Annotated in this window: 19 protein-coding genes; 1 reads left to right on the forward strand and 18 read right to left on the reverse strand. The window is 45.7% G+C overall.

Annotated elements, in window-relative coordinates; translation table 11 throughout:
• From AC6H3C_RS01025 to AC6H3C_RS01070, 10 genes are all read right to left on the reverse strand, one after another.
• A complete protein-coding gene (locus AC6H3C_RS01025; protein WP_497518673.1) occupies positions 1-672 on the reverse strand; it encodes a cobalamin B12-binding domain-containing protein in 672 nt (223 codons plus the stop codon).
• Positions 673-714: 42 nt separating this feature from the next.
• Positions 715-1,884 (reverse strand): uroporphyrinogen decarboxylase family protein, encoded by a 1,170-nt coding sequence (locus tag AC6H3C_RS01030; protein WP_497518675.1) that lies wholly within the window; start codon positions 1,882-1,884, stop codon positions 715-717.
• Positions 1,885-1,892: 8 nt separating this feature from the next.
• Positions 1,893-3,167, reverse strand: a complete 1,275-nt coding sequence (locus tag AC6H3C_RS01035; RefSeq protein WP_497518677.1) for an MFS transporter — start codon at positions 3,165-3,167, stop codon at positions 1,893-1,895.
• Positions 3,168-3,169: 2 nt separating this feature from the next.
• Complete coding sequence (locus tag AC6H3C_RS01040) at positions 3,170-4,126, reverse strand: aldo/keto reductase (protein ID WP_497518678.1); 957 nt, start codon at positions 4,124-4,126, stop codon at positions 3,170-3,172.
• 5 nt (positions 4,127-4,131) lie between these two features.
• Entirely contained in the window at positions 4,132-5,265 is a 1,134-nt protein-coding gene (locus AC6H3C_RS01045) for a glycoside hydrolase family 88/105 protein (RefSeq protein WP_497518679.1), read from the reverse strand.
• Between the two features lie 17 nt (positions 5,266-5,282).
• Complete coding sequence (locus tag AC6H3C_RS01050; RefSeq protein WP_497518680.1) at positions 5,283-6,293, reverse strand: winged helix-turn-helix domain-containing protein; 1,011 nt, start codon at positions 6,291-6,293, stop codon at positions 5,283-5,285.
• Between the two features lie 185 nt (positions 6,294-6,478).
• Entirely contained in the window at positions 6,479-7,978 is a 1,500-nt protein-coding gene (locus AC6H3C_RS01055; RefSeq protein ID WP_497518681.1) for an ASKHA domain-containing protein, read from the reverse strand.
• 88 nt (positions 7,979-8,066) lie between these two features.
• The gene (locus AC6H3C_RS01060) at positions 8,067-8,987 is read right to left on the reverse strand and encodes a CobW family GTP-binding protein (protein ID WP_497518682.1); all 921 of its coding nucleotides are present in this window, start codon (positions 8,985-8,987) and stop codon (positions 8,067-8,069) included.
• Positions 8,988-9,030: 43 nt separating this feature from the next.
• Positions 9,031-10,407 (reverse strand): methyltransferase MtaB domain-containing protein, encoded by a 1,377-nt coding sequence (locus tag AC6H3C_RS01065; protein ID WP_497518683.1) that lies wholly within the window; start codon positions 10,405-10,407, stop codon positions 9,031-9,033.
• Positions 10,408-10,526: 119 nt separating this feature from the next.
• Positions 10,527-11,192: a cobalamin B12-binding domain-containing protein gene (locus AC6H3C_RS01070; protein WP_497518685.1), complete on the reverse strand. Its 666-nt coding sequence runs from the start codon at positions 11,190-11,192 to the stop codon at positions 10,527-10,529.
• A 140-nt stretch (positions 11,193-11,332) separates the two neighbouring features.
• On the opposite strand from AC6H3C_RS01070, the gene AC6H3C_RS01075 reads away from it, so the two are divergent.
• Positions 11,333-12,202, forward strand: coding sequence for a helix-turn-helix domain-containing protein (locus AC6H3C_RS01075; protein ID WP_497518686.1), 870 nt, complete (start codon positions 11,333-11,335; stop codon positions 12,200-12,202).
• A gap of 55 nt (positions 12,203-12,257) precedes the next feature.
• Here the strand turns inward: AC6H3C_RS01075 and nqrF are convergent, their stop codons facing one another.
• The 8 genes from nqrF to AC6H3C_RS01115 all read right to left on the reverse strand — a co-directional run bounded on the left by nqrF (position 12,258) and on the right by AC6H3C_RS01115 (position 23,468).
• The gene (gene nqrF / locus AC6H3C_RS01080) at positions 12,258-14,540 is read right to left on the reverse strand and encodes an NADH:ubiquinone reductase (Na(+)-transporting) subunit F (RefSeq protein WP_497518687.1); all 2,283 of its coding nucleotides are present in this window, start codon (positions 14,538-14,540) and stop codon (positions 12,258-12,260) included.
• Between the two features lie 2 nt (positions 14,541-14,542).
• A complete protein-coding gene (locus AC6H3C_RS01085) occupies positions 14,543-15,358 on the reverse strand; it encodes a sugar phosphate isomerase/epimerase family protein (RefSeq protein ID WP_497518689.1) in 816 nt (271 codons plus the stop codon).
• 244 nt (positions 15,359-15,602) lie between these two features.
• Complete coding sequence (locus AC6H3C_RS01090) at positions 15,603-16,652, reverse strand: uroporphyrinogen decarboxylase/cobalamine-independent methonine synthase family protein (RefSeq protein WP_497518691.1); 1,050 nt, start codon at positions 16,650-16,652, stop codon at positions 15,603-15,605.
• 86 nt (positions 16,653-16,738) lie between these two features.
• Entirely contained in the window at positions 16,739-18,022 is a 1,284-nt protein-coding gene (locus tag AC6H3C_RS01095) for an MFS transporter (RefSeq protein ID WP_497518692.1), read from the reverse strand.
• Positions 18,006-19,139: a uroporphyrinogen decarboxylase/cobalamine-independent methonine synthase family protein gene (locus AC6H3C_RS01100; protein ID WP_497518693.1), complete on the reverse strand. Its 1,134-nt coding sequence runs from the start codon at positions 19,137-19,139 to the stop codon at positions 18,006-18,008. Before AC6H3C_RS01100 ends, AC6H3C_RS01095 begins: the two co-directional genes overlap by 17 nt.
• 51 nt (positions 19,140-19,190) lie before the next feature.
• Positions 19,191-20,819, reverse strand: coding sequence for a glycoside hydrolase family 28 protein (locus tag AC6H3C_RS01105; RefSeq protein ID WP_497518694.1), 1,629 nt, complete (start codon positions 20,817-20,819; stop codon positions 19,191-19,193).
• 30 nt (positions 20,820-20,849) lie between these two features.
• On the reverse strand, positions 20,850-22,361 hold the full coding sequence (locus tag AC6H3C_RS01110) for a glycoside hydrolase family 28 protein (RefSeq protein ID WP_497518696.1): 1,512 nt from the start codon (positions 22,359-22,361) through the stop codon (positions 20,850-20,852).
• A gap of 9 nt (positions 22,362-22,370) precedes the next feature.
• Positions 22,371-23,468 carry a glycoside hydrolase family 16 protein gene (locus AC6H3C_RS01115; RefSeq protein WP_497518698.1) on the reverse strand — a complete coding sequence of 366 codons (1,098 nt, stop codon included), beginning with the start codon at positions 23,466-23,468 and terminating at the stop codon, positions 22,371-22,373.
• Positions 23,469-23,552: the final 84 nt, after the last annotated feature.

Consider the following 23,552-nt stretch of genomic DNA (forward strand, 5'->3'; position numbering starts at 1 on the left):
TCAGGCAACTTTCGCGTTTAAAAATTCCACTACCCCCTGGGGATCGGGCGAATAGGCATCTGCGCCTATCTTCGCGCAAAATTCGTGGTTTACCGGGGCGCCACCAATCGTTACCAGGGTGCCGGGGGCTACCTCCTTAATTTCTTTCGTAATCCTTTCCATGTTCACCATTGTCGTGGTCAGCAGCGCTGAAAGGCCAACGACCGCCCCCGGGTTTTCGTTCAAGGCTGTAATGAATTTTTCCGAACTGACATCGGTACCAAGGTCAATGACCTTATACCCGTTTCCTTCCACCATCATGGCGACCAGGTTTTTGCCAATATCGTGCAGGTCACCCAGCACCGTGCCGATAATGAAGGTGCCTTTTTGTTTAGCTTCCCCGGAGGCAAAATACGGCTTCAGGTGGACCATGGCGGTGCCCATGGCTTTGGCCGACATGAGCACCTGGGGTACAAATACCTTGTTTTCGCGGAATTTTATGCCAACGCGCTCCATGCCGGGCATCAGCCCTTCGGTAAGGATTTCCTGGGCGCCGGCGCCCACGTCCAGCAACTGGCGGGCGATCTCGTCCGCCCCGGCCTGTCCCTTCATTTGGGGAGGGAACGGGGAGGCCTGGTTAATTTTGCCAAACTCGATGCATTCGGCTAATTTTTGTAATAATTCGTGTTTCATGATCGAATTTTTGGATTTTTTTAACTTTTATTTTTCTATAAACTAATATTTTCCGTACTCCTGCAAGGTATCCCACATAGCCCAAAAGTTCTCAGGCGAAACATCGTCCTGGATATTATGCACCGGGGCAAATACAAAACCTCCTCCAGGGCCAAGGATGTCGATAATTTGTCTGACCTGGTCTGCCACCTGTTGAGGGGTACCGTTATTAAGCGTGGTTTGGGTATCGACCCCGCCCCCCCAAAAGGTGAGCACATCGCCAAAATCCTTTTTCAGTCCTTTTAAATCCATTCCGGCAGCGGTAAATTGAACAGGATTCAAAATATCAAGTCCTGCTTCAATCAAATCGGGAATTATTTCTTTGATTGATCCACAACTGTGCATGAAGGTTTTAACATGGGGTAACCTTTTTTTTACATGCGTAAAAATGGTTTTAAAGTGTGGGATGACCATTTGCCGTAAAGTATCCGGGTCAAGAATGGTCGTAGACTGAGAACCCAGATCATCACATTCGGAAATCACCGTAATCTTTTTGTCATTCCCGGTCTCTATTGCCCAATCTATAACAGCATCCCAATAGCGGAGCTTATCCTCAACGATCGTGTGAAACAATGCATCAACCCCTTCAGGATCAATCATTGTATCCATGAACCAGTTTTCATATCCACGGATGCGAAGACTATTTTCTGTCAACCCGGCGGTATTCCGGTCGGCTATCACGCAAAAATCACCCGCTTTTTTTATCTGTTCATTTAAGTTATCACGAAGGACCGCAACATAACTGTCCCAGTCAGGCCGCGGAAGCAGGTTTAGGGATCCGGATAAAGTTTCAGCCTTTTCAATTGGCGACGAGATCAAATTAAAATAAATATCATTCCCTTTTTCAAACCGCCAGTCACATCCATAAAAATCGGTCACTTCGATAATATCGCCTGACACCCTTTTTGTATTCCTGTAATTTGGAATACGTTGAGCCCCAATTCGCCTTGTATCCGATTTTAAAAACGACAAATTCTCATCAGTAGGGGTGACAATCTGTTGAATGGGGTCAATTTCGTCATCTCCAATTTCGGTTGAAAGCCCGCGGAATTTCATTGCCCGCAAATAAGCATTCCTTGTAATCGCTGTTACCGTTGTTCCGGCCAAATCGTATGGAATGCGGTCGGGCTCTTTGTGTGCCAATGTTGTTAGAATTCTTTCTCTACTGTTCATTTCTTATCTTAAATAATTATTGTTTTGATTTTTGGTACGAGCAAATGGACGACCAGCAAGGCAATCAGGTATCCTGTGCCCGCGATGGCAAAGGGGACAGCATAACCGTCAACTCCCACGTCCTGCAAGATCCTGCCAACCCCGTAAGCAACAATTGCACCCCCTACGGCCCCGGCAAAGCCGCCAAACCCGGCAACGGAAGCAGTCGCCCTTTTGGGGAAAATATCTGACATCAGGCTGAAAACATTGGCCGACCATCCACAATGCCCTCCCGCGGCAAGAGCGATCAGCCCGACTGCCAGCCACATGTTTGATGTATGCGGGACTAAAACCACGGGTACGGCAAACAACGCGCAGGCCAACAAACTCAGTTTACGGCCTTTGTTCAATCCGAACCCCACCTTCATGAGTTTGGAGGAAAGCCAGCCCAGGGCGATCCCCAACCCCCAAGATACCAGGTAAATCGTGAAAAAAGGCAGACCGATCTCCTTTAGGTTTAACCCAAACTTTTCGTTCAGAAATTTAGCTCCCCAAAACAGGTAAAACCACCAGATCGGATCGGCCATAAACTTGGCAACGGCGATCGCCCAGGCGCCGCGATGTGGCAAAATATCTTTCCACTTTACGTTCGTGGTATTTTCTTCCGGATCGCTATCTGAATTAATATATTGGAGTTCTTCCGGTGAAACCCGGGAACTTTGTTCCGGCCTCCGGAAATATTTCAACCAAAGGAGAACCCAAACTAAACTAATTGGGAACGTCCATAAAAAACCGGTACGCCAATCTTCAAAACCAATCACGAGCGCCGGGATCACTAAAGGGGCGATAATCGTTCCCATGTTAGCGCCACCATTAAAAATCCCGACAGCCAACGCCCGGTCTTTTTTAGGGAACCATTCGGCAACGGCTTTAATGGCCGATGGAAAATTTCCTGATTGTCCCACGGCCAGGCTGAAACGGGCTACGGCAAATCCAACCCATGAACGTGAAAGCGCGTGCCCTAAGGTCGCCAGGCTCCAAATCCCGATCGAAAGAATGTACCCCTTCCGTGTGCCTATTGTATCGATGATTTTTCCCATCAGGATAAAACAAATGGCATAGGCGATCATAAAAACGCTGTTAATAATGCCGTACTGTTCTTCGGACCAGCCAATGCTTTTTTGCAGGTCGGGCGCCAAAATGCCCAAAGCAGAGCGGTCGATGTATAAAATGGTGGTGGCAATAAAAAGCAGGGACAAGATGGCCCAGCGGAAGTTGGTTGCCGGTTTTTGATTTTTACCCATTTTTAATATTTATATGGTTTCACAATGTCCTGATTTAACTTTTCCATTTGTTCCTTCGATAAACTGACCGATAAAGCTTGCAGGTTTTCTTCCATTTGCACTACGGAACTGCCTGTTGCCATTGGAATTATCCGGGGTGAATTTTGTATCATCCAGGCCAATACTACCGCGTTAGGCGATACTTTCAGGTCATTGGCCATTTCTTTTAATGTTTTCATTTTTAATTCGTTTGTTACGCTTTGATAGTGAACGGCAAGCGGGACATCCTCCCGGACATACCCGCCTCCAAGCAGGGGGGAATAAGCCATAACTGATATCTTTTTCCTGGTACAAAATTCTTCGGTCTCAGGGGTTAACAAAAGCTGTGTGCCAAAATTTGCCCGCAATGATGGCTCCAGATAAGTATGTCTCTGCTGGATACAGCAAAATCCTTCCCAACCCTGAAGATGCGCTACGGCATTCGCTTCTGATAACTGCCACGCATAAAAATTGCTCGCTCCCGCGAACCGGATTTTTCCGGTTTTTTTGAGCAGATAAAATGCCTCCATAAATTCTTCGGGCGGGGTACCGGCATCGTAAGCATGGGCGTAGTAGAGGTCGATGGTTTCAGCGCCCAGCCGTTTCAGGCTTTTTTCGCATTCCGAAAGAATAATTTCTTTTTTCAGGGAGCGGGGAATGTTACCATACGGGAATCCAACTTTCGATGATAGGAACAGTTGTTGCCTGTTACCCTTTTCTTTCATCCATTTGCCAATCAATGCTTCGCTTTCGCCACCCATGAACCCCGGTACCCAACTGGCATATTTGTTGGCTGTATCCAGAAAAGAACCGCCGTGCCCGGTGTAACAATCAAGAATTTTAAAAGATGCCGGTTCATCAACCCTTGTCCCGAAATACATGGTGCCCAATCCCATGCAGCTAACCTGTTCCCCGGTATTTCCTAATTCGGCCTTCTTCATGTCCTTTATTCCGAGAATAACCGGTAAACTTCACTGGCTGCAGATAAAAAGGCGCCGACTCCGTAAGAAGCGGTATGATCGTACGAAACGGCATCAGGGGCGTCGCCAACCCGCTGTACATATCCAAGTTTTCCATCGGGATGCACGCTTTTTACGAGCACGCCCCAGGCTTTTTCAACTGAAGGAAGATATTCTTCCCTGTTCAAATAACCGTTATTGATCCCGTAAGCCAACGCGTAACAAATAAACCCGGTACCGCTGGTCTCAACCCCTCCATAGTGTGTGGCATCCAGCAGGCTGGAAGACCAATGCCCTTCCGGTTGCTGAATTTCTTTCATTCGTGAACACATTTCTTTATACAGGTTTTCGTAAAATGGCCGGTGCGGGTAGTCTTCCGGCATGGATTGCAGAATTTTTACCAGGCCGGCAATCACCCAGCCATTGCCCCGCGCCCAGAAAATTTTCTTTCCTGATGGTGAACGTTGATTAAAAAAACGGTCGTCCCTGAAAAAAAGCCTTTCATCTTCATCATACAAATAGTCATAAGTAATTTTATACAACTCGTGCATTTTGTCGAGATACCGTATTTCCCCTGTCGCTTCGGCGTATTTGGCAAAGGTGGGAGGGGCCATATACAAGGCATCGCACCAGCTCCACCAGCTCCACCAATATTTGTTCCCTTCGAAGGTTACGTCAGGTCCCGTTGGGTGCCTGTCGAAATAAGCAGCCAGGCCAAATCCAATCATTTTAATCATGTCAGGATCCTTTTTTATCCTGTATAAATCGATATACATGTGGCCGATGCACAACACATTGGCGTCCCATAACCTTGGACGGATGCTCCATTGATATTCTTTTCCCATGTCCAGCATTGCATCAAGATATTGATTTTGAGGCGATACCCGGTACCAATCCATCAGGCCTGAATAAAAAGCGCCATATTCCCAGTCCAAAAAATATTGCCCATACTGGTGGGGCGAAGGCCAGGTCCACCAATCGTTTTCAGGTAAGTTGGATAATTGCCAGGCAGTAACCTTTCCTGTTATTTCCTTTATCGACTCCCGGGAAACTGATTTAGCGCTTCCGGGAAAAAATCCCGCGAATACAAATAGCAAAAAAGTAATATTCTTAAATTTCATTTCAGTATTTTCAGTATTTATAATGAGTTTCTAATAGTAACTTCCGGGATAAATAATTTTTCAATATGGACCGGATTGGAAATAAAATCAGCGATTGCATTCCCCATTTGGACAAAATCCACACTGATCACGGTGATCCCGTTCCTGATGATTTCTTTCATGGGGGTTTCGTTGTATGAAAGAATGCCAAATTCCTTTCCTGTCTGAAACCCGGTTTCTTCCCCTATCTTTATTAATGAGATCAAATCAATATCTTCGATCACCCAAAAAGCGGTTCCTGGTTTAACAAGGTGTTTATTGATTCTATTTTCAATATTCCATACAATTCCTGTTTCGTTGCAAAATTCGACAAACGTGTTTTTTATTTCCTCAGGATGCCCTTTCCCAACGGGCAATACCAGTATGAACCGTTCATATTTCATCAGATATTTTTTCAACTTTTTCAGGGATTGCTTTAACCCTGCATTAAAATCCTGGTAAAGAGAGGCGCTTCCGTCCACAACCGGCGGCCGGATGATCTGCAAAAGTTTTTTCCGGGGAATCCGCGATAATAATGTCTTCACGTTGGGGTGATCAAAACCTGTTATTACATACAGGCCATATCCTCCCAGATTTTCCTGCAATACCGATTTAAAGGCTTTTGGATTGCAATGATGAAAGTACAGGTCAATCGTGATGGAAGGATCTTTGAGGTTATCTATAATCTGGTTATATAAAATTTCATGGTAAGAGTAGAACCCCGTGAGAAAGAGAAAAACCTTTAATTCGCGCTTAATATTATCGTCCCTGACAAAATACCCGACCTTGTCTTCCGACACGATGATACCCCGATCTTTCAAAATATCTAACGCTTTTACAATGGTCATCCTGGCAACCCCCAGCCTTTGAATTAATTTATTGACAGAAGGAAGCCGGTCTCCTTTTGATAAAGCATTATCGTCAATGGCAGATAAAATTCCCTCTACAATCCAGTCTTTTTTTGACCTTACCGGCTGTTCTTGCTTGATATAGTCGAAAATATCGGGCATAATTATATTCTGTTCTACTTTTCAAAGATACAACGTACAGGCTCTTAATGCTTTTTGTATATAATAGAATTCGATTAATAGAATAGCTATTTAGAATAGGTTTAAACAGTTCGGCCACAGACGAGATAACATACTTGTGGTCCCGGAACCTTTTGTGTACGCGTTTTTCATGTAGAAAATCCGGATTATTTTCCCCTGTCGGGGAATATCATCTGGCTGACATAGATATCCTGGAAATTGGGGTCGCCTTCCAGGTTGATGTGACGAACCTTTTCAAGTATTTCCCCGATCAACCCGTTATTTTGGTATAAAAACATTTTGGCCCCGATCAGCGCGGTGTTGCCCATTTTGCGGATCTTTTCGCTATCCGGTCCGATCATTCCCGTTTCCACAACATGGTGGGCATTAATGTAACTTCCAAACCCGCCCGCGATGTAGATTTCATCAATTTCGTGAAGGCCAATGGAAAGTTTTCCGGCAAGAATCTCAAGCCCGGCTGCAATGGCTGCCTTGGCCAACTGGAATTCATAGATATCTTTTTGGGTGAGTTTAACTTTCCCTGTGACAACAATGTTTTCCTCTCCGGAATTAATTTCCCCAAACATGCCAATTACTCCCAATTCCCGGAAGATCGCAACGGCGTCGATGAGGGCGCTGCCGCAAATGCCTTTGGGTTCCGTATTGCCGATCACCGTTGCATGGATTTTGCCGGACTCCAGGCTGAGCGAAGAAATTGCCCCGGTGACCGCACGCATGCCCATAGAAATATTGGCCCCTTCAAATGCCGGGCCCGCAGCCGTCGAAGCACAAACAATGTGTTCGCTGTTGCCAACGACTATTTCCCCGTTGGTCCCCAGATCGATCAGGGCAGTGTATTGTTTTGTCCTGTGCAAACCGGTCGCGGCGATCCCGGCCAAAATATCGCTCCCGACAAAACTTCCAATGGAAGGCGTAAATTCTATCCGGCATTCACATGGCAAGTCCAAGCCCAGGTCGGAGGGATTGAAAACTTTCCCGCCCAGGTCACTAACGTGAAAAGGATAGACAGAAAGAGGCGCTACATCCTGCCCGCTGAAGATCAGTTGCATGGCCGTGTTCCCGACCAGGACGATCTTTCCCGGGCCGGCCTGATGCTGATTGAGCATTTTCCCGATCATCCCGCCAATGGCTGTACGGACAGCCTGCGTCATTTCAACGGCATGTCCGTCCAGGCAAGCCTGTATCCGGGAAATCAGGTCGGCGCCATATCTCACCTGGGGGTTCAACATGGTTTCAACAGCCAGCACTTTTGCGGACCTTAAATCAACGAGCTGGGCGACAAGCGTTGTTGTCCCAAGATCGACAGCAACCCCGAAACCGTCCCCCGGCTCAAATTCAAAATCACTCTCATCGGCCAAAATGAGATGGTCAAATTGCTCTACCTCCAGTACCAGCGGACCGGTGCAAAAACTCAGGCAGGCCAGACGCCACTCAGGCGAAAGTCCCAACTGGTCAAGCTTGCGGTGGTGCGCTTCGGTCATTTCGACCTCACCCTCGAGCAGCCTGACCCGGCATTTCCCGCAAGTCCCTTTTCCCCCGCAGGGAAATTCAATGCCATATTCGTGTAAAACGTCGATCAGCGGCGTCCGGTCATTGACTTTCAGTTCTTTTCCGAGCGGCAACAGGCGAATGGTGTGTTTTTTCATCGGTTGACAGGTTTATGAATTGTATTTATCGGGAAAACGGTAAATCTAAGCAATTTCAACGCTGCTATAAAGTTTTTTCGGTACCACGTTACCCTGTAAACCAATCATCTGAAAATTTATTTGCCTGTCGTCCGCCTGACTCCCGCACCAGTACCAGAAGATTCATATCCATGTCCTGAGCTGCTTCAACGGTATGACCCGACAAGGAGTAATTAAACAGCAACCAGCCATTTCTGGTGTGGACATATCCCTTTGCCCTGACAATGCTTTTATCATTTTTTATTTTCTTCAGCAATTGTTCAGGGTCGAGAATTTTGCTCCCGTCCAATGAAAAGCTTTCTTCGCGGTATTGCACGCCTTTCTGGCCGTTGAAATAGAAAATGTCCCCAGGCCTGCTCCCTGCGTTTTCAGGACTGCCTCCGGGGCCGCCGGCAGCCAATATTTCCGGACTGGCACTGACATTGGCAAGCAGGGTCTTCCCCGGGAAATCCTGATTGAACTTCGCCATCAGGCGGGATGACTGTGCTTCGTCCATCAGATCCGTCTTGCTGAAAACGATCCTGTCAGCATGGATGATCTGGTTTTTATAAACAGGGACCAACTGCAACCGCGGATTTTCATACGCGGCAAGGTCCACCAGACAGGTTACCGGCATCAGGGATAGGCCGGGACTGTTTGAAACAATTTCCCTGACCATATCGGCTCCTCCTAGGCCCGTGGGCTCGATAATGATCCGGTTGTATTTGTTTTCCCGGATAATTTTATCCAGGTTTTCCAGAAAATACAATTTGGAAGAACAACAAATACAGCCGCCGGAAATTTCAAAAACCCCTTCTGCCTGTGACCTTCCGGAACCCAGCGTTTGGCTGTCAACCGAAACCTTTCCGAATTCATTCACGATAATGGCCCATTTTTCACCGGTTGGCCGCCGTTCCAGGAGCTTAATGATGTACGTGGTTTTCCCCGCGCCTAAAAATCCGGTGATCAGATGTACAGGGATACTTTTCATAACAGAAATCCCGGTATTTTTTCGCCGGGCCTTTTATTAATTTTTACAGTCCGTATTCCGACAGAATGAACTTGTTTTGGTCAACCAGGGGCAACATCATTTCCACGAATTCGCTTTCATCATCAGGGATGCTGCCCAGCTCATCGTGAAGGATTGGCAAATACGCCGTTTCCATTTCCGAAAGTTTCATTTGTCCCGACTGCAATGCTTCTTCAATAATATCAAGCGCTGCCATCGCCCCGTTCCGCGCATTGGAAACATACGACTCCCCTTTAATCAATTCCCGGGAGATGCGGATCACGTTTTCGGGGGCGAGGATCAATGCCTGCGGATCGGTGTACATGTCAGAGCCTACCAATAATTGCTGCAGGACGGCACAGTGATTTTTTCCTGTCCTGAGGGCCTCATTCATTAAGCGGGCATCATATTCCAATTGTTCCATATAAGCCGTAGGGGCCATTCCTGAAAGTAATTTGATATTTTGTACCGATTCGTTGCTCCACAAATCGGCACAGGCTGATGCAATGTTCCCGATCGGGCTGAGGTGGGCACAGGCAGCCGTCTTTCCCTCCATCGAGATCGGGATACCGGTAATCGCTTTCAGGAACGGGCCTTCGTATCCACAGTCTTTGTCCGGCCCGACAGCCCCTTCTTCCATGGCCACGATGGACCTGACTACCGAGATGACGCGCACCAATGCAGCAAAAACCCGCGGAATATATTTTTTCTCTGCCAGCACCATCGCAGTATTGGCAAAACCGCAGGCGGAATCACCCGCGGCAATTTTATTGTGCTTTCGCGTCAGGGCGACCATCTTTTCCCACAAAAACTGCATATCCCTAACCCCAAGAACGGCCAGGGCAAAGACAACTCTTTTGATGTCGCACATCATCAGCGCTTCATCCGACACTTCCTTGCCCCCCGTGCTTTCGATGGACAACAGGTCCCCGCCGGCAACCAGCCCCTGCTCAAATAGCTCGAACATGGGCTCCAACAGTTTTGAGGTGCGCTGTCTGGCCGGCCGTTCAAACTCGCGAAGGTCGTTCGGTGTTAAACGGATCTCGGATGGCAAACCATGGCTTTGATAATATTTCTCACAAACTTCGTTCATGATTTTGACAATCTCCACCCCGATGGAGGGGGTTTTGGTCATTTCCAGAAGGGTTTCAAATTCCAGGACAACCCCCTTCGATCCCAGGTGTAGGGCACGTTCCAGGGCGCCCTCTGCAATTTCGCGGTAATGGGCATACACCTGTTTCAGCGTGCTGTCTTCAATACTCATCACAGGCAGGGTAAAGTTTAGCTCGGCATAAACCTGTCCGCCACCGATTTCCAGCCCGCGCCGTGTTTTCACCGGCTTCGGGGCAATCCCAAACATCAGTTCCCCGGGATCATTTATGATCAGATTTTTATACTTCATCTTTTTGAATACTAATAGATTATAAATTGTGTCGTACATTCCACAAAGGCAACACCGCCATACCCCCCTTTTAATACCAAGGGGTATTGTCAATTAGATCTGTAAAGGCAATGTTATTACTATGAAGCCAGTTTATTCATGTAATCAACTGCCTGCTGCGGATCCGGGGCATAATAGTCGGCACCAATCTTTTGGCAAAAATCCATGTTGACAGGGGCTCCCCCAACCAGAATTTTGGTTCCCGGTACCTGCTCCTTAATAGTGGATACAATTTCACTCATGTTGACCATCGTTGTCGTCAACAACGCGGACAATCCCACTACTGCCCCGGGGTTATTTTTCAGCGCCTCGATAAACCGTTCCGAACTGACATCCACGCCTAAATCAACAATGGTCCAGCCCCCACCTTCAACCATCATGGCAACCAGGTTTTTGCCGATGTCGTGCAAATCGCCTTTTACGGTGCCAATAATGAAAGTGCCTTTCGACCTGACTTCCCCTGACGTGAAAAAAGGCTTTAACTGTACCATAGATGCCCCCATTGCCTTGGCTGACATCAGCATCTGGGGCACGAAAATCTTATTTTCGGAGAACTTTTTACCCACTTTTTCCATCGCCGGGACTAACGCGTTTTCCAGGATATGCTGGGGATTGATCCCCGATTCAATTGCTTTTTGTGTTAGCTCATGCGAGCCATCCATGCCTTTTAGCTGCGGAGGATAGGGGGATTTTTGGTCCACCTTTCCCAATTCGACCGCTTCGAGTAATTTTTCGAGTATTTCCATTATCGTTCAGTTTGTTAGTGATAAATTGATCATTCGATACAACAAAGATAGGATGCCAAGTCGCTGGTTCCTATGCCAATATTGACCAGATTTGATGCGATATTAACATTTTTTGTATATTTGGGGCAAAAAGCACTCTTATGACAGCCCGTTTGGAACAGACCCTGTTAAAGGATGATGAATCGTTTTTTATCGGTATTTTTCAGGACAATCTCAGCAAAAGCGCCTGGCACTATCACAACAACTTTGAAATCAGCTTCATCACCGAAGGAACTGGAAAAAGGATTGTAGCCGATTCCATTGAGGAATTTCAACCGGGAGACCTGGTGTTTATCGGCAGAAACCTTCCTCACGTCTGGATCGCCGACAAGGAGGCACGCGGTATGTCCGACCGCACACTTGAAATGGTCTTTCTTCAGTTTACTTCCGCCATCCTGTTTCCCCGGTTGCTTGCACTTCCTGAGTTTGTTCATGTAAGAAAGGCGCTGGAACTCTCCGAAAGGGGCATCCAGATTGTAGGCCAGACCCTGAATGAGGTAAGTGAGATTATGCTTCAGCTCCCTTACCAGAAAAATTTTGACCGGCTGCTGCAGTTTTTCAGGCTCATGGACCTGATCGGCAGGAGCACGACAAACATCAGCCTGGCCAGCGAGGAATACATTAAAAAACGTTTCACCCCGGGAAACAAACGGATAGCAACCGTTCATGAATACCTGATGAACAATTATCGTGAACAGGTTGACCTGGACGAGCTTTCCGGCCTGGTTAACATGGCCAAAGGGTCTTTGTGCCGCTTTTTCAGGATGCACACGGGGACCACGGTATTTGAGTACCTGAACCGGATCAAGGTGGACTTTGCCTGCAAATTACTGATGGACCACGACCTGAGCATCCAGGAAGTTTGCTATGACAGCGGGTTCAATAACGTAAGCCATTTCAACAAACAATTCAAAAAGGTTACCGGGTTGCAACCGTCCGGGTACCGGAAACAGTATACAGGGCTGTTCTGAGTCAATAAACAGGGTTCAACAGATACATTGCTGATATCATTTTCTGAAGGTAACTTCAAAACTCATCAAAAGAAATCATTTCCTCCTTGACCCCTAAGCTCTCCAGCATTTTAAGGCTTGCCTCTATCATAGGTGGGGGGCCACATAAATAATATTCGATTTCTTGTGGTTGCTTATGCTCCTTTAAGTATTCATTTAATAATACTTCATGAATAAAACCGGTATGATAGTTATTTCCAGAGCCTAATTTTTTTTGTTCAGACAGGGCAACTTTAAAAGAAAAATTTGAGTGACGCGCCTGCAGGTTTTCAAAATATTCCATGTAAAAAAGGTCTTCGGTTGTGCGGGCGCCATACCAAAAAGAAACTTTTCTTTTTGTTTTCAGGGTGTCAAACAGGTAGGAAAGGTGCGAGCGCAACGGGGCCATTCCTGCTCCGCCGCCTAAATAAATCATTTCCCTGTCCGATTTTTTGATATGAAAGTTGCCGTAAGGGCCGGTTAATTGAACTTCATCGCCCGGTTTCAGGCTGAAAGCGTAAGAAGAACCCACGCCGGCGCCAAAGCCATTTTTGCCGTCAGGCAGGGCGATGCGGATGTTAAAGCGCAATAACCGTTCTTTTTCCGGGTTTGTGGCCATCGAATAGTTCCGATGGGTGTGAAATTCGTTTTTTGCAGAGTATTTTTTCAGCCCCAGGTTTTTCCATGTTTCATCAAAAGGCGGGTCAATGGGAAGCTGGTCAAAGTTCAACGCGAACGGGGGCACTTTCAACTGCACGTATTCACCAGGATTGAAATGGAATGCTGAACCATTCACAGGCTCAAGCACGAGTTCCTTGATAAACGTCGTCACGTTGTTGTTGCTCACCACCCGGAAAGTTTTTTCCTGGTCTGTTTCGGAAAGCTTCTTATCTGGCTGTTTCCAAAGATCAAGATAAATCTTTCCATTGGCAATTTCAACATCATACGTCTGTATTCCAACGCAAACGGGGATACGCCGCGGAGAGCCGTCCTTTATGCTGAAACGCCCGTTGTGGCGGGGGCATTCGATCAGGTCGCCAATGACAACGCCTTCTGACAAATGTGCGTTGCCATGCGTGCAAATCCCGTTGGTGGCATAAAATCGGTCGTCTTCCGTGCGGTAAATGGCATAGGTTTTCTGCCCGTGGTCAAACCTGACGACTTCCCCTTTTAAAATATCCTCGACCCTGCATATTTCCGCTTTGCCGTCAATTACAGGAGCCTCAATACTAGATTCCAAAGACTTTTTCCCCCGGTTAATGCTTCGTCCAGCCCCCGCCGGCAATTCTCGTTTAACGTAATAGGAAGGGTCTTTTACCTGTCTGAGGACAGCCGGAATGATTTCCCTAAAAGTCTCAACAAGCCCGTTGTAGGGTTTGGGACAATCATGTTTCATGAGTTCATGCAATTTGGGAAGGGCATGATAAGGCACCAGCGGGAACACGTGGTGCTCAATATGGTAATTCATGTTCCAGTATAGATACCGGTGAATTCTGTTCATATAAACCGTGCGGCTGTTCAACCGGTGGTCAAGGACATTTTCCTGTAAGCCGGCATGCTGGGTAAGGGTATAGATGGGCATCAGCCACGAACCCAGGAGGGTGGGAAGACCGATAAACATCAACGGCAGGATTGTTCCATAGACGATGGAAAGCGTGATAACAGCCAAATAGATCGCCAGATAGATTCGCGCAATCCTGAAAACTTTCCCGTGTTCCGATTCAGGAACATAAGTTGCCACCTGAGGGTCTATTTTTCCCAGGGCATGTTTAACCAATCGTTTGGCTTCGGGGATCGAGCCTTTAAGCCCGATGAAACCGCGCAGGATCTTTTTTATATCCGGCGGTCTGGGCACGGCGATTTCCGGATCCCGCCCCCGGATGATCGTATCGCTGTGGTGACGGGCATGACTCCATTTCCAGGTGGTCGATTGCCTGAAAACCATAAATGACGCAACTTCATACAGAAAAGCGTTCATCCAGTCGGTTTTAAAAGCGGTGCCATGCCCGGCCTCGTGCCACCTCGAATCGGAAGTGGAGGCGTACAGGGTGCTGTAAATGATATAGGGGAAAATGGCCCACCAGTTGCCCCACCAAAGAAAGAACAGGAAGCCGGAACCCAGGATCAGCCCAAACCAGATTAACGTATCGCGGATGGCCGGTCCGTCTTTGCGGATTAACAACTCACGCATTTTTTCCCTGGGAACTGGCGTTTGGTACCACTCTGCATCAGCCAGCCCCATTTCGATGGCCTTTCGCGTTTCTACGCCAATCAGGCTGTAATCCCTGGTTATCACCGTTTCGTTTTCCATCGCTACCATGACTAAGCGTTCAAAACAGATTTGAGGTAATCCATCATATAGACATTAACTTCCCATTGATCGGTAACCGGCTGTTGCGTAAAAGGCAGGATGGGCATGTACGGGAAAGGGCCAAACTCGGGGGTAATGGTAAAAAAAGCTGCACCTTCGTCCCGCTTTTGTTTGACAACTTCCTTCCACCAACCGAGATGCGTCAGCAGCGCTTCCTCCCACTCCGGAACCCTCGGATCGGGAATCTGGGGCCCTTCCGGGAAGCCAACGCGGGCATGAATGTGGTCAGCACGAGACAAGGCCAGTTTTACCGCATCCCGTTGATCGTCCAGATAAGATTCAGCCACCGCGCACCAGTGGGAAAGGTCAATTGTTAACCGAAGGGTTGGGATTGTTTTTAAATATTCAGTAGCAACATGGGCCGCAAAGCTGAACTTTCCCCGGTGGGTTTCATGAAGGATCTTCACCCCGTATTGCCGCGATACCTCCGATGCAATTTCAATCAGTTCTGCATTTTCTTCAAACGAAAAATAATCTTTTCCTGTTTGCGAGTTGACCAGCAAAGGCCCTGCCGATGCCAAGTTGTCAAGCCTCTGGCGATATTCTGTTTTATGGGCGTTAAAATCACCCGTCAGGGTTTCCCAGTGTTGCGCCACAAGTTGAAGGCCATAATGGCTTAACAGTTCCAGGGTTTCTTTTTTTTCGCCTGGTTCAGCAGGTAAACTCATCTCCACACCGTCGTACCCGGCACTTTTCACTTTCTCCAGGAACAGTCTCAAATCCAAGTGTTTTGATCCCCAATGCGGGCAAAAAAATTTAATTTCCATAGTATAGTTATTTTTTGAAGAAATATTCATTTTTATTCCAACCTATTCTACAAAAAATAACGACAACGCTTTAAGTGATTTTGTTTTGAAAAGATAATAGAAATAGTATTGTAGAATAATCTTTTAGAATGAATTTCACTATTGGACGTGGTAAAGGGCGAGGGTCTCAATATCTAATCGCTTCAGGTTATTTTTACATTCTGATAGGATGATTTTTTTTTTCAGCGAGCGGGGAACATATCGTTTATTGTTTTTGCCTCAATTCATCAACGGTTTGAAAAATTGTCGTTATTTTTGAATCTTGAATCCTGTCATCTATATTAATGCAACATACTCCGGTCAAATACGGATTACCTGATTCATTAACAAGCCGGGTAATAATTTCCTTGATTTCATCATCTGATTGTGTGACTAATTCTACAGGACTCAATCGAATATTGAAGAATGTTCCCGGCAAAAACTTTCTGAGCATTTTGACATCGCCGCCCCAACCGACATCCAGAAAATCGAGATGAGGAATTTTAGCAAAAGTTTCAGCAAAACGATGTGGATCCCTGCCACAATAGTGGATACCAAAAGGACGCTTTATCTTACTCCAGCGAATATCGTACCCGAGTAATACATTTTCATAATCCTCAGTTGAGATCATTGTATGTGAACATTGTGAATGGAGAAATACTGGTTTATCGAAATGCCTTACAGCCCGATTAACAGCAATTGAACTGCTACCGGTTTCTGTTTGAACAAAATCAGTGAACTTGTCGATTAGGCCCGCTATATTTAAAAAGTATTCCCGAACGGCATCCGGGTCAAGCATAATATCTGTAAAAATATCTTCACCTCGCAGATCTATCGCCAGGTTTAATATTCCTCCCCAGTTGACATCACCGGTCAGATAGCCATATTTTTGTTTCAACTGCTCTTTCAACCGGCAGAATTCTTTGAATGTGTTTGATTTAAATGCATCAGTCATGTTAAATAATAAGCTGTCCCGCTTTTCCGGAATTACTTGAGGAGGGTGGTTTTCGCTATATCGAACCTTGCAACCCATCATTTCCGATAACATAAACCCGGCGGCCAGGTGCACTGGCCCTACTTCAGGTCGTTTCTCTTCTTTATTGGCTCCCAAACCATACTTTCCCCATCTTTCATATAATGCTTTTTCCATATTCTGTTCGCTTTCGATACGCTTCAAAGGGTGGAAAAAGTAGTCGCGGTCGAAAGTTATACCGGTGTGTTTATTCCACCATTCAGGGGTAAATATGATTTCTACAGGTAATTTCTTTTTTAGCATGCTAATCTGTTTTGATAGTTATTCGTTTTCGGCTTGAAATATAATCCCATTTAAAAGAATTATTCTTCATCTCGATTTGATTTAAGTTATCCTGCAAAATCTATTGGTTTAATTTCTTTGATACCCAGCTTGAGAATAGCCCAGGCGATCAGATAAGCCGATCCGGCAAGAATAAAGACGGGGAGATAGCTTCCTGTTACCTGTAAAATAATACCAACCAGTGAAGCAAATAATGCACCTCCAATTGCCCCGGCAAAGCCTGAAATACCCACCATTGAGCCAACCGTATTTTTGGGATAGATATCGGAAACCACGGTAAAAATATTGGCAGCCCAGCCGGCATGCGCGGCTGCCGCCAGGGAAATTATTCCCACCGCGACCCATAAATTTTTTGTCGTCAGAACAAAAGCAATAGGTACAACACAGACAGCGCAAATCAGAATCGTAGTTTTACGAGCAAAATCGATCGACTTTCCAATTTTAATAAAATGGGAAGAAAGCAAGCCCCCGCCAATTCCTCCCAAGCCAGAAATGGTGTAAATAACGATCAGGGGAAGGACAATATCTTTCATATTGATCCCGTGAATTTTATTTAATATGTCCGGTACCCAGAACAGGAAAAACCACCAAACCCATTCCGTTATAAAACGGGAACTGCAAATGGCCATTGTTTGCCTGTGTTTAAGTAAACTGCTCCACCTGACCAATTCTGTATCAACTGCTGTATCATCAGAATGGATGTAATCATATTCTTTTATAGAAAGATACGGATGATCTTTGGGCGCATCATAAAATAATAACCAAAATACCACCCAAATAAATCCTAATGTACCTGTAATAATGAAAGCCCATTGCCAGCCTAAGCCAAGAGTGATCCCGGAAACGACTATCGGAGCAATAATTGCCCCAATATTTGATCCTGAATTAAACAGCCCGGTAGCAAAAGCTCTTTCTTTTTTTGGAAACCACTCCGCCACTGTTTTTATGGCAGCCGGAAAATTGGCGGCTTCACCGATCCCAAGGGAAAAGCGAGCCAAGGCAAAGCTCATCACCCCCCTTGCTGCCGCGTGGACCATGCCCGCGACACTCCAAAGAATGATGGCAACAGCATATCCATATTTAGTCCCGAATTTATCAAGGAATTTACCCGATAGGAGTAAGCCCGCCGCGTAGGCAATCTGGAAAGCTGTTACGATATAGCCATAATCTGCTTCGCTCCATCCCAGATCCCCGGCAATATAAGGTTTAAGAATACCGATCACCTGTCTGTCAATATAATTGATCGTTGTAGCAAAGAATAGTAATACCAGTACTCTCCATCGAATGTTGCCGACCCCTGAATGATAGATATCCTTATTGGCAGATCTCATGGACAATCTGGTATATCTGTTCCTGTTCTTCAGGGCTCTTACAATAAGTAACCACAGTCAATTTCATTCCGGGAGACCATAATTTTTGAACTTTTTCTTCAATTACATCTATCCCTCCAACTATCCTTGCATTTACAATAATTCCTGTATTAACAAAACCCCTGGAAAAATCTTCAGCCAGATTAGGATCAGGATCGGTTGCTTTCGAAAATGCCGCATCTATCATTTTTAAGCCTTTAATCTGTTTTACGACCGGTATTTTTTTTGACCAGTTTCCACATGAATGAAAAGCGGCGCCACTAAACGAGAGGCTGGTGTTTTCAAATGCAGGAGCTGCCGTTTCCAAATAGAGGTCATCGGGCAACATGATAAAAAGGTCGTCGCTCATGCCCAGTCCCTCAAAACAACGGCATGAGGAGAAACCATGCCCGGGCGAGGCTAATGCATCGCCAATAAGGCCCTTCATCGTTCGCGTAAAATCAACCATCAGTCCTGAAATCCTTGTAAATAATTCCCTGACAGACTCCAAATCGAGGAGGAAATCTGTCATCAAAGCGTTGATATCCACAATATTTTCGGCAATATTCAGGGGTGATTGCATATCGCAATAAGAAACAGGGATCTTTCCTTTAGTCTTTTCAAGGAAATATTCAATCATCTGCAGGGTATGTTTCCCGATCCTTGTTTCCTTAACCGGTGTAAAATCAAAGTCCAGGGCCTCTTTGGCGGACGAAAATTTATTTACGATAGCAGGAGCCTGGTTTTCATGCCAGACATACTCTTTTCCAAAAGCGCTTGCAACCGTCCCAATGCCATACCACGGTTCAAGAAAGTTGGGAACATCTGCCCGATAGTCCATACTCCTTTTTAATGCGCCGAGTTGCCACTCCAAAGATGCCTTCATGTCCTTACATCCGTGTGAGAAAACTTCAGCAACCCGCATACGTCTGTAAACCAGCACACCGCTGCTGCCTTCCCAAAAATCACGACATTTGGCCAGTAGCTCTTGTTCATAGTCAACATACGCAGCAATATCGAACGTTTCATAGGTCACCGGACGTACCGGGGTAGCCTGTGAATCGGCTAAACTTGTATCAAATTGATCTGTCAAACTCATAATATTATTTTCCAGGTTTCACATGCAACCCATTATATTTTGCGCTCTCATTTATTTCGGTTCAAAATTACTCTCCTGGTGCATTTCCCCGGGAATTACTTCCCCGGACAATTCGATGGGTTTCTTTACTTTCGACAGGTTATTGCCCAGCAAAGTAATTCCCGAACTATTCTCACCATCTACTTTCAAGTAGGTGCCTTTGGGGGATTGTGGGTTGCATCCTCGAATCAGTATATCGCTGCTTTGTGACAAGCGAATGAGTGAGTTTGCTTCAGTACCCTGTGATGTACTGATTCCATTAAGATCGGCATCTTTAACATCATCAAGTACAAGAGCATGTCGTTGATCGGGATGGATCGTTTCCAGTCTGATATTTGAAAGTTTCAGCCCTTCCAGGTGACGGCCATACAAGCCATAGGCCGGCAAATCACCCCACCATGCAAATTGGGGATATTCACGGGCTTTTTCTTCCACTACACGATTCACGAGCTCAGCTTCACCTCCACCTTCATTACGAATCGTAATATTGCTGAGCGAAATATCTTTAATCGGATGACCCGGGTGCCCGAGGAGCATAATGCCAACGTTTCTGCCTCCCTCTGAAGCCACTATATTCGAGAAAGATATATCCGTTATGGTACCTGTCGGCCGATTATCCGGAGTTTTAGATTTCTCCGTATCCTCCGGGACATAACCTTTTCCCCGGTCACCCAGACGAACACCGAAAGGGACCAAATATCCCTGGATCGAGACATTATCAACTGCAACCCTCTCCATATCACCGCCATCAACAATGATCAATTCAATCCCAACATAACCAATCTTCCTGTCCTGGCCGAAGATAAAGGGTTCATTGAGTGGAACTTTTAAAACAGTACAGTTACTGATGGTAATATCTTTAAATCCCCATGATGAATCGGTTCCGAATTTTATGGCGCTCGAACGGCTTTTGACTATACAATTCGTAATGACAATACCCTGTGTAGGATGATCTGAAGTGCTTTTCAGTGTAATTCCATCATCTGAGGTGCTGAAATTGCTGTTTGAAATGATCACATCACGACAGCCGTCTATGTCAATACCGTCGTTGTTGAAATTACTAAAACCCCACACTTTGATTCCGTTTATTCTTACGCGGTCGCAATTCAGGTAGTGGTGTGTCCACATGGGAGAACTGGTAAGCTGTACTCCCTCCACCCTGACATCACGACAACTGATAACCCGAATTATGAAAGGTCGCAGAAGATATGGTGCATCCCTTGGGAAAGAGCCTCCGTTACCGTGAATGGTACCATCACCCTCAATACCAATGTGATCTAAATCTTCTGCATAGATCAGGCTGCGTTTGCAATAAAGGTTCACACGGGAATTGATTGCCGGCGTTAATTCCGGATAATCAGAAAGGTTTGGGCTACCCAGCAACATGGCTCCGTTCTCCAGGCGTAAGGTCACATAGCTCTTTAACCGGATTGTTCCGGAAGTAAATGTTCCGGCAGGAATAATAACGACGCCTCCTCTGTTATCAGATGCGGCATCTATGGCCCGCTGTATAGCTATCGTGTTTATGGTGGCACTATCGCCTTTTGCTCCGAAATCTTCAACGTTATAAGTGGTTTGTGCAGAAAGAGAAGCATTGAACAAAAAAGTGAAAATGATAGATTTATATAAAATGGTTTTCATAATTATATTTTTCAAAAAATATTTAACCAACTATTTTAATGTTATGCAACCACAACTTTGAGTAATTGAGAATGCAGGCGTAGGAGTTATTCCCTTTGCAGAAATATCATCAAATACCGAATCATGAACGTCATCCAGGAATAACGCAGGCCTTCCGTCAGGTTGTTCAATGGTAACATGAACACTATTCATTTTCATGTTCCGGGCATGGCGGATATAGAATCCATAAGCCGGGAGTACTCCAAACATCCTGTTCTCCGGGTATTTAGTCCCCGATTCAGGGATTTCACGAAGAGTATCTTCTGCGTTCCGTTTTGGGAAACCTCCTTTGATGGTTATGTTCACATCTTCGATTGTGACATCTTCCACATCCTGTCCGGGAAATCCCGTGATGGAAGAGGCATAAGGGATAAAATCAAAGTACTTGCGCTCGAGGTCATTATAAATTTTATATTTATCGACTATCGCATGGATGCCACTTATATGGATATTACGGATTATTCCGCTTGGCACAGTCATATCGCCCCTGACTTTTCTATGCCTGTTGCTTAGCATGATAAAAATCGGTGTAGCAACCACATCCATTTTTAAATTACGGACTGTTATGTTTTCCATCGTACCGCCATCGGCAATTTCAAGCGCCAGACCTGCGATACCGGTCTGCCACACTTCATTGTTCTCGATTATGATATCCTTAAATCCCCCGGAAGAATCGGTTCCCATCTTGATTCCATTGCATATACTCCGTACTTTGTTGTTGCGGATAATCCCCCTAATACAGCCTTTGTTGGTATAGCCTTTCAGGCAAATGGCATCGTCCATCGCATTTATATTGCAGTTTTCAATGATAAAATCTTCGCAGTCAACCATGTTGCACCCATCCGCGTTATACAAATAGTTTTCAGTGACTGTAATCCTATCCACATGAACATTTTTACAACGGGAGTAAGTCTCAGTCCACATGGCCGAGTTCTTATATGTGATATCTTTTATCAGGACATTTTCGCACTCATCGAACCAAAGGAGGCATGGGCGACTGGATTCACTTTTTATATTGAATTCGCCGAGACTCTCCCCCAACAGCCCGTTTCCATTGAAAACGCCTTTCCCTGATACGGCTATATTTTTTGCCTTTTGTGCAAAAACCAGGGCATAGCGCAGGTAATCACCATAACGGGCATCGCTTAACGGCAATTTTGCCTTGTAATCCTTCATATATGGGCTTCCCAATACAACTGCGCCTTCCTCCAGGTGGAATTCAATGTTGCTTTTTATTTCGAATCCACCTGTCAGGAAAATACCTTTGGGCACAATTACCTTACCGCCACCATTCTTTGTACATTTGTCAATGGTTTTTTGGATAGCAACCGTATTCATTTTTTCTCCATCACCTACTGCTCCGTAATCACAAATGTTGTACATTTTCTCTTCTTTTATGTTATTACTGAAAACAACCCTGGGAATCAGTATGCCGGCAGTACCAGCTATTCCTGCTTTTATAAACTCTCTTCTTTGCAATGGTTTCATTTTATTGATTGTCATATTATTGTGTTATTTTTTTTCTTCGAGCATATCCGTGTATTGATAAACCACCACATAATCAATGACTAATTCCTTAACTCCTTCTGCCATCGGATTACCGTACGCTTCTGCCGTTGCCCTTGGTATTATAGCATTGTCAATCAAGATGAACCATGGGCGATGATATTCGGGGTACATAGGCTGCCGCACAATTTCTTTGCGGTCGAAATAAAAGATGATCCAATCCTTTGTCATTTTCAGTCCGTAAGTATGAAATCCCTCCAGTTTGTGATTATCATCGGATATTGTTGCCCCCCAGTTATTTAAATTGAAATAATACGATTTGTAAACGCTGCCAGCTAAGGGATTTTCCGATAAATCAGCATTACCAGCACGGTGAAGATGAACAGAGCAATGATGACCCTTTGCGTCAGACCCATAATGTTCTATAATATCAATTTCCGGCCGGTTCATTGAAAAGTCGGTTCGTTCGGCAGCGCATTTCAGCCAGAAAGCCGGCCAGGTTCCATGACCTGCCGGTACCTGCATACGACATTCCCAGTAACCATATTGTTGTGCAAAACCATACCCTTCGCGGTCAACAGTTTCCATTACACCTGTGTACCAGTTCCCATCGTAGCCTTTTTGGGCTGTAATAGTCAGTAAGCCATCTTTAACAGAAAAAGGACCTGTAGGAAAACCAGGGCCAAGCACACCCTGTTCAGGCGGCAGGCATTTGGCTTCACCACCGGCAGCACCGTGAATAGGAGCATACCACTTTGCGTCCGGACCGGTGGGTCCCGAAATATCCATTTCATCAAAATCATCGCGCCATGTTTCTGTAAACCTGGTCAGGTCAAGAGATTCTCCCCGGTAGTCTGCACTCCACATCGAATTCTTAGTGCCAAAGGTCTCCACCGTGGTAACATTCAATTCTGTCCGTGCTGCGGCGCCAGGCTGCACAGCATAGCTGGGCTGTTTGCTGTTGCGATAATTTGACGGTTGCCACGTAGCGCTGTCAGGATTACCCGGGCTGTCGCTCTTGTTGCACGATGCCAACATGATCGTTGATAGCAACACTAAAGCGCAAAGCACCATTACCTTACCTAAGTTGTGAACTATTGCCATATAAAAAAATTGTTATGAATTTTACTAGACAAGAAATTTTTCTACATATGAGTCCCGTCTAAAAAGTAGCTATGTTATTGCAAA

The sequence above is a fragment of the Gaoshiqia sp. US2 genome (genome assembly GCF_059705485.1).

Excerpts from the sequence above, each read along its gene's own strand:
- AC6H3C_RS01025 (WP_497518673.1), bottom strand. The coding sequence starts at position 672 with ATGAAACACGAATTATTACAAAAATTAGCCGAATGCATCGAGTTTGGC.
- AC6H3C_RS01030 (WP_497518675.1), bottom strand. The coding sequence starts at position 1,884 with ATGAACAGTAGAGAAAGAATTCTAACAACATTGGCACACAAAGAGCCC.
- AC6H3C_RS01035 (WP_497518677.1), bottom strand. The coding sequence starts at position 3,167 with ATGGGTAAAAATCAAAAACCGGCAACCAACTTCCGCTGGGCCATCTTG.
- AC6H3C_RS01040 (WP_497518678.1), bottom strand. The coding sequence starts at position 4,126 with ATGAAGAAGGCCGAATTAGGAAATACCGGGGAACAGGTTAGCTGCATG.
- AC6H3C_RS01045 (WP_497518679.1), bottom strand. The coding sequence starts at position 5,265 with ATGAAATTTAAGAATATTACTTTTTTGCTATTTGTATTCGCGGGATTT.
- AC6H3C_RS01050 (WP_497518680.1), bottom strand. The coding sequence starts at position 6,293 with ATGCCCGATATTTTCGACTATATCAAGCAAGAACAGCCGGTAAGGTCA.
- AC6H3C_RS01055 (WP_497518681.1), bottom strand. The coding sequence starts at position 7,978 with ATGAAAAAACACACCATTCGCCTGTTGCCGCTCGGAAAAGAACTGAAA.
- AC6H3C_RS01060 (WP_497518682.1), bottom strand. The coding sequence starts at position 8,987 with ATGAAAAGTATCCCTGTACATCTGATCACCGGATTTTTAGGCGCGGGG.
- AC6H3C_RS01065 (WP_497518683.1), bottom strand. The coding sequence starts at position 10,407 with ATGAAGTATAAAAATCTGATCATAAATGATCCCGGGGAACTGATGTTT.
- AC6H3C_RS01070 (WP_497518685.1), bottom strand. The coding sequence starts at position 11,192 with ATGGAAATACTCGAAAAATTACTCGAAGCGGTCGAATTGGGAAAGGTG.
- AC6H3C_RS01075 (WP_497518686.1), top strand. The coding sequence starts at position 11,333 with ATGACAGCCCGTTTGGAACAGACCCTGTTAAAGGATGATGAATCGTTT.
- nqrF (WP_497518687.1), bottom strand. The coding sequence starts at position 14,540 with ATGGTAGCGATGGAAAACGAAACGGTGATAACCAGGGATTACAGCCTG.
- AC6H3C_RS01085 (WP_497518689.1), bottom strand. The coding sequence starts at position 15,358 with ATGGAAATTAAATTTTTTTGCCCGCATTGGGGATCAAAACACTTGGAT.
- AC6H3C_RS01090 (WP_497518691.1), bottom strand. The coding sequence starts at position 16,652 with ATGCTAAAAAAGAAATTACCTGTAGAAATCATATTTACCCCTGAATGG.
- AC6H3C_RS01095 (WP_497518692.1), bottom strand. The coding sequence starts at position 18,022 with ATGAGATCTGCCAATAAGGATATCTATCATTCAGGGGTCGGCAACATT.
- AC6H3C_RS01100 (WP_497518693.1), bottom strand. The coding sequence starts at position 19,139 with ATGAGTTTGACAGATCAATTTGATACAAGTTTAGCCGATTCACAGGCT.
- AC6H3C_RS01105 (WP_497518694.1), bottom strand. The coding sequence starts at position 20,819 with ATGAAAACCATTTTATATAAATCTATCATTTTCACTTTTTTGTTCAAT.
- AC6H3C_RS01110 (WP_497518696.1), bottom strand. The coding sequence starts at position 22,361 with ATGACAATCAATAAAATGAAACCATTGCAAAGAAGAGAGTTTATAAAA.
- AC6H3C_RS01115 (WP_497518698.1), bottom strand. The coding sequence starts at position 23,468 with ATGGCAATAGTTCACAACTTAGGTAAGGTAATGGTGCTTTGCGCTTTA.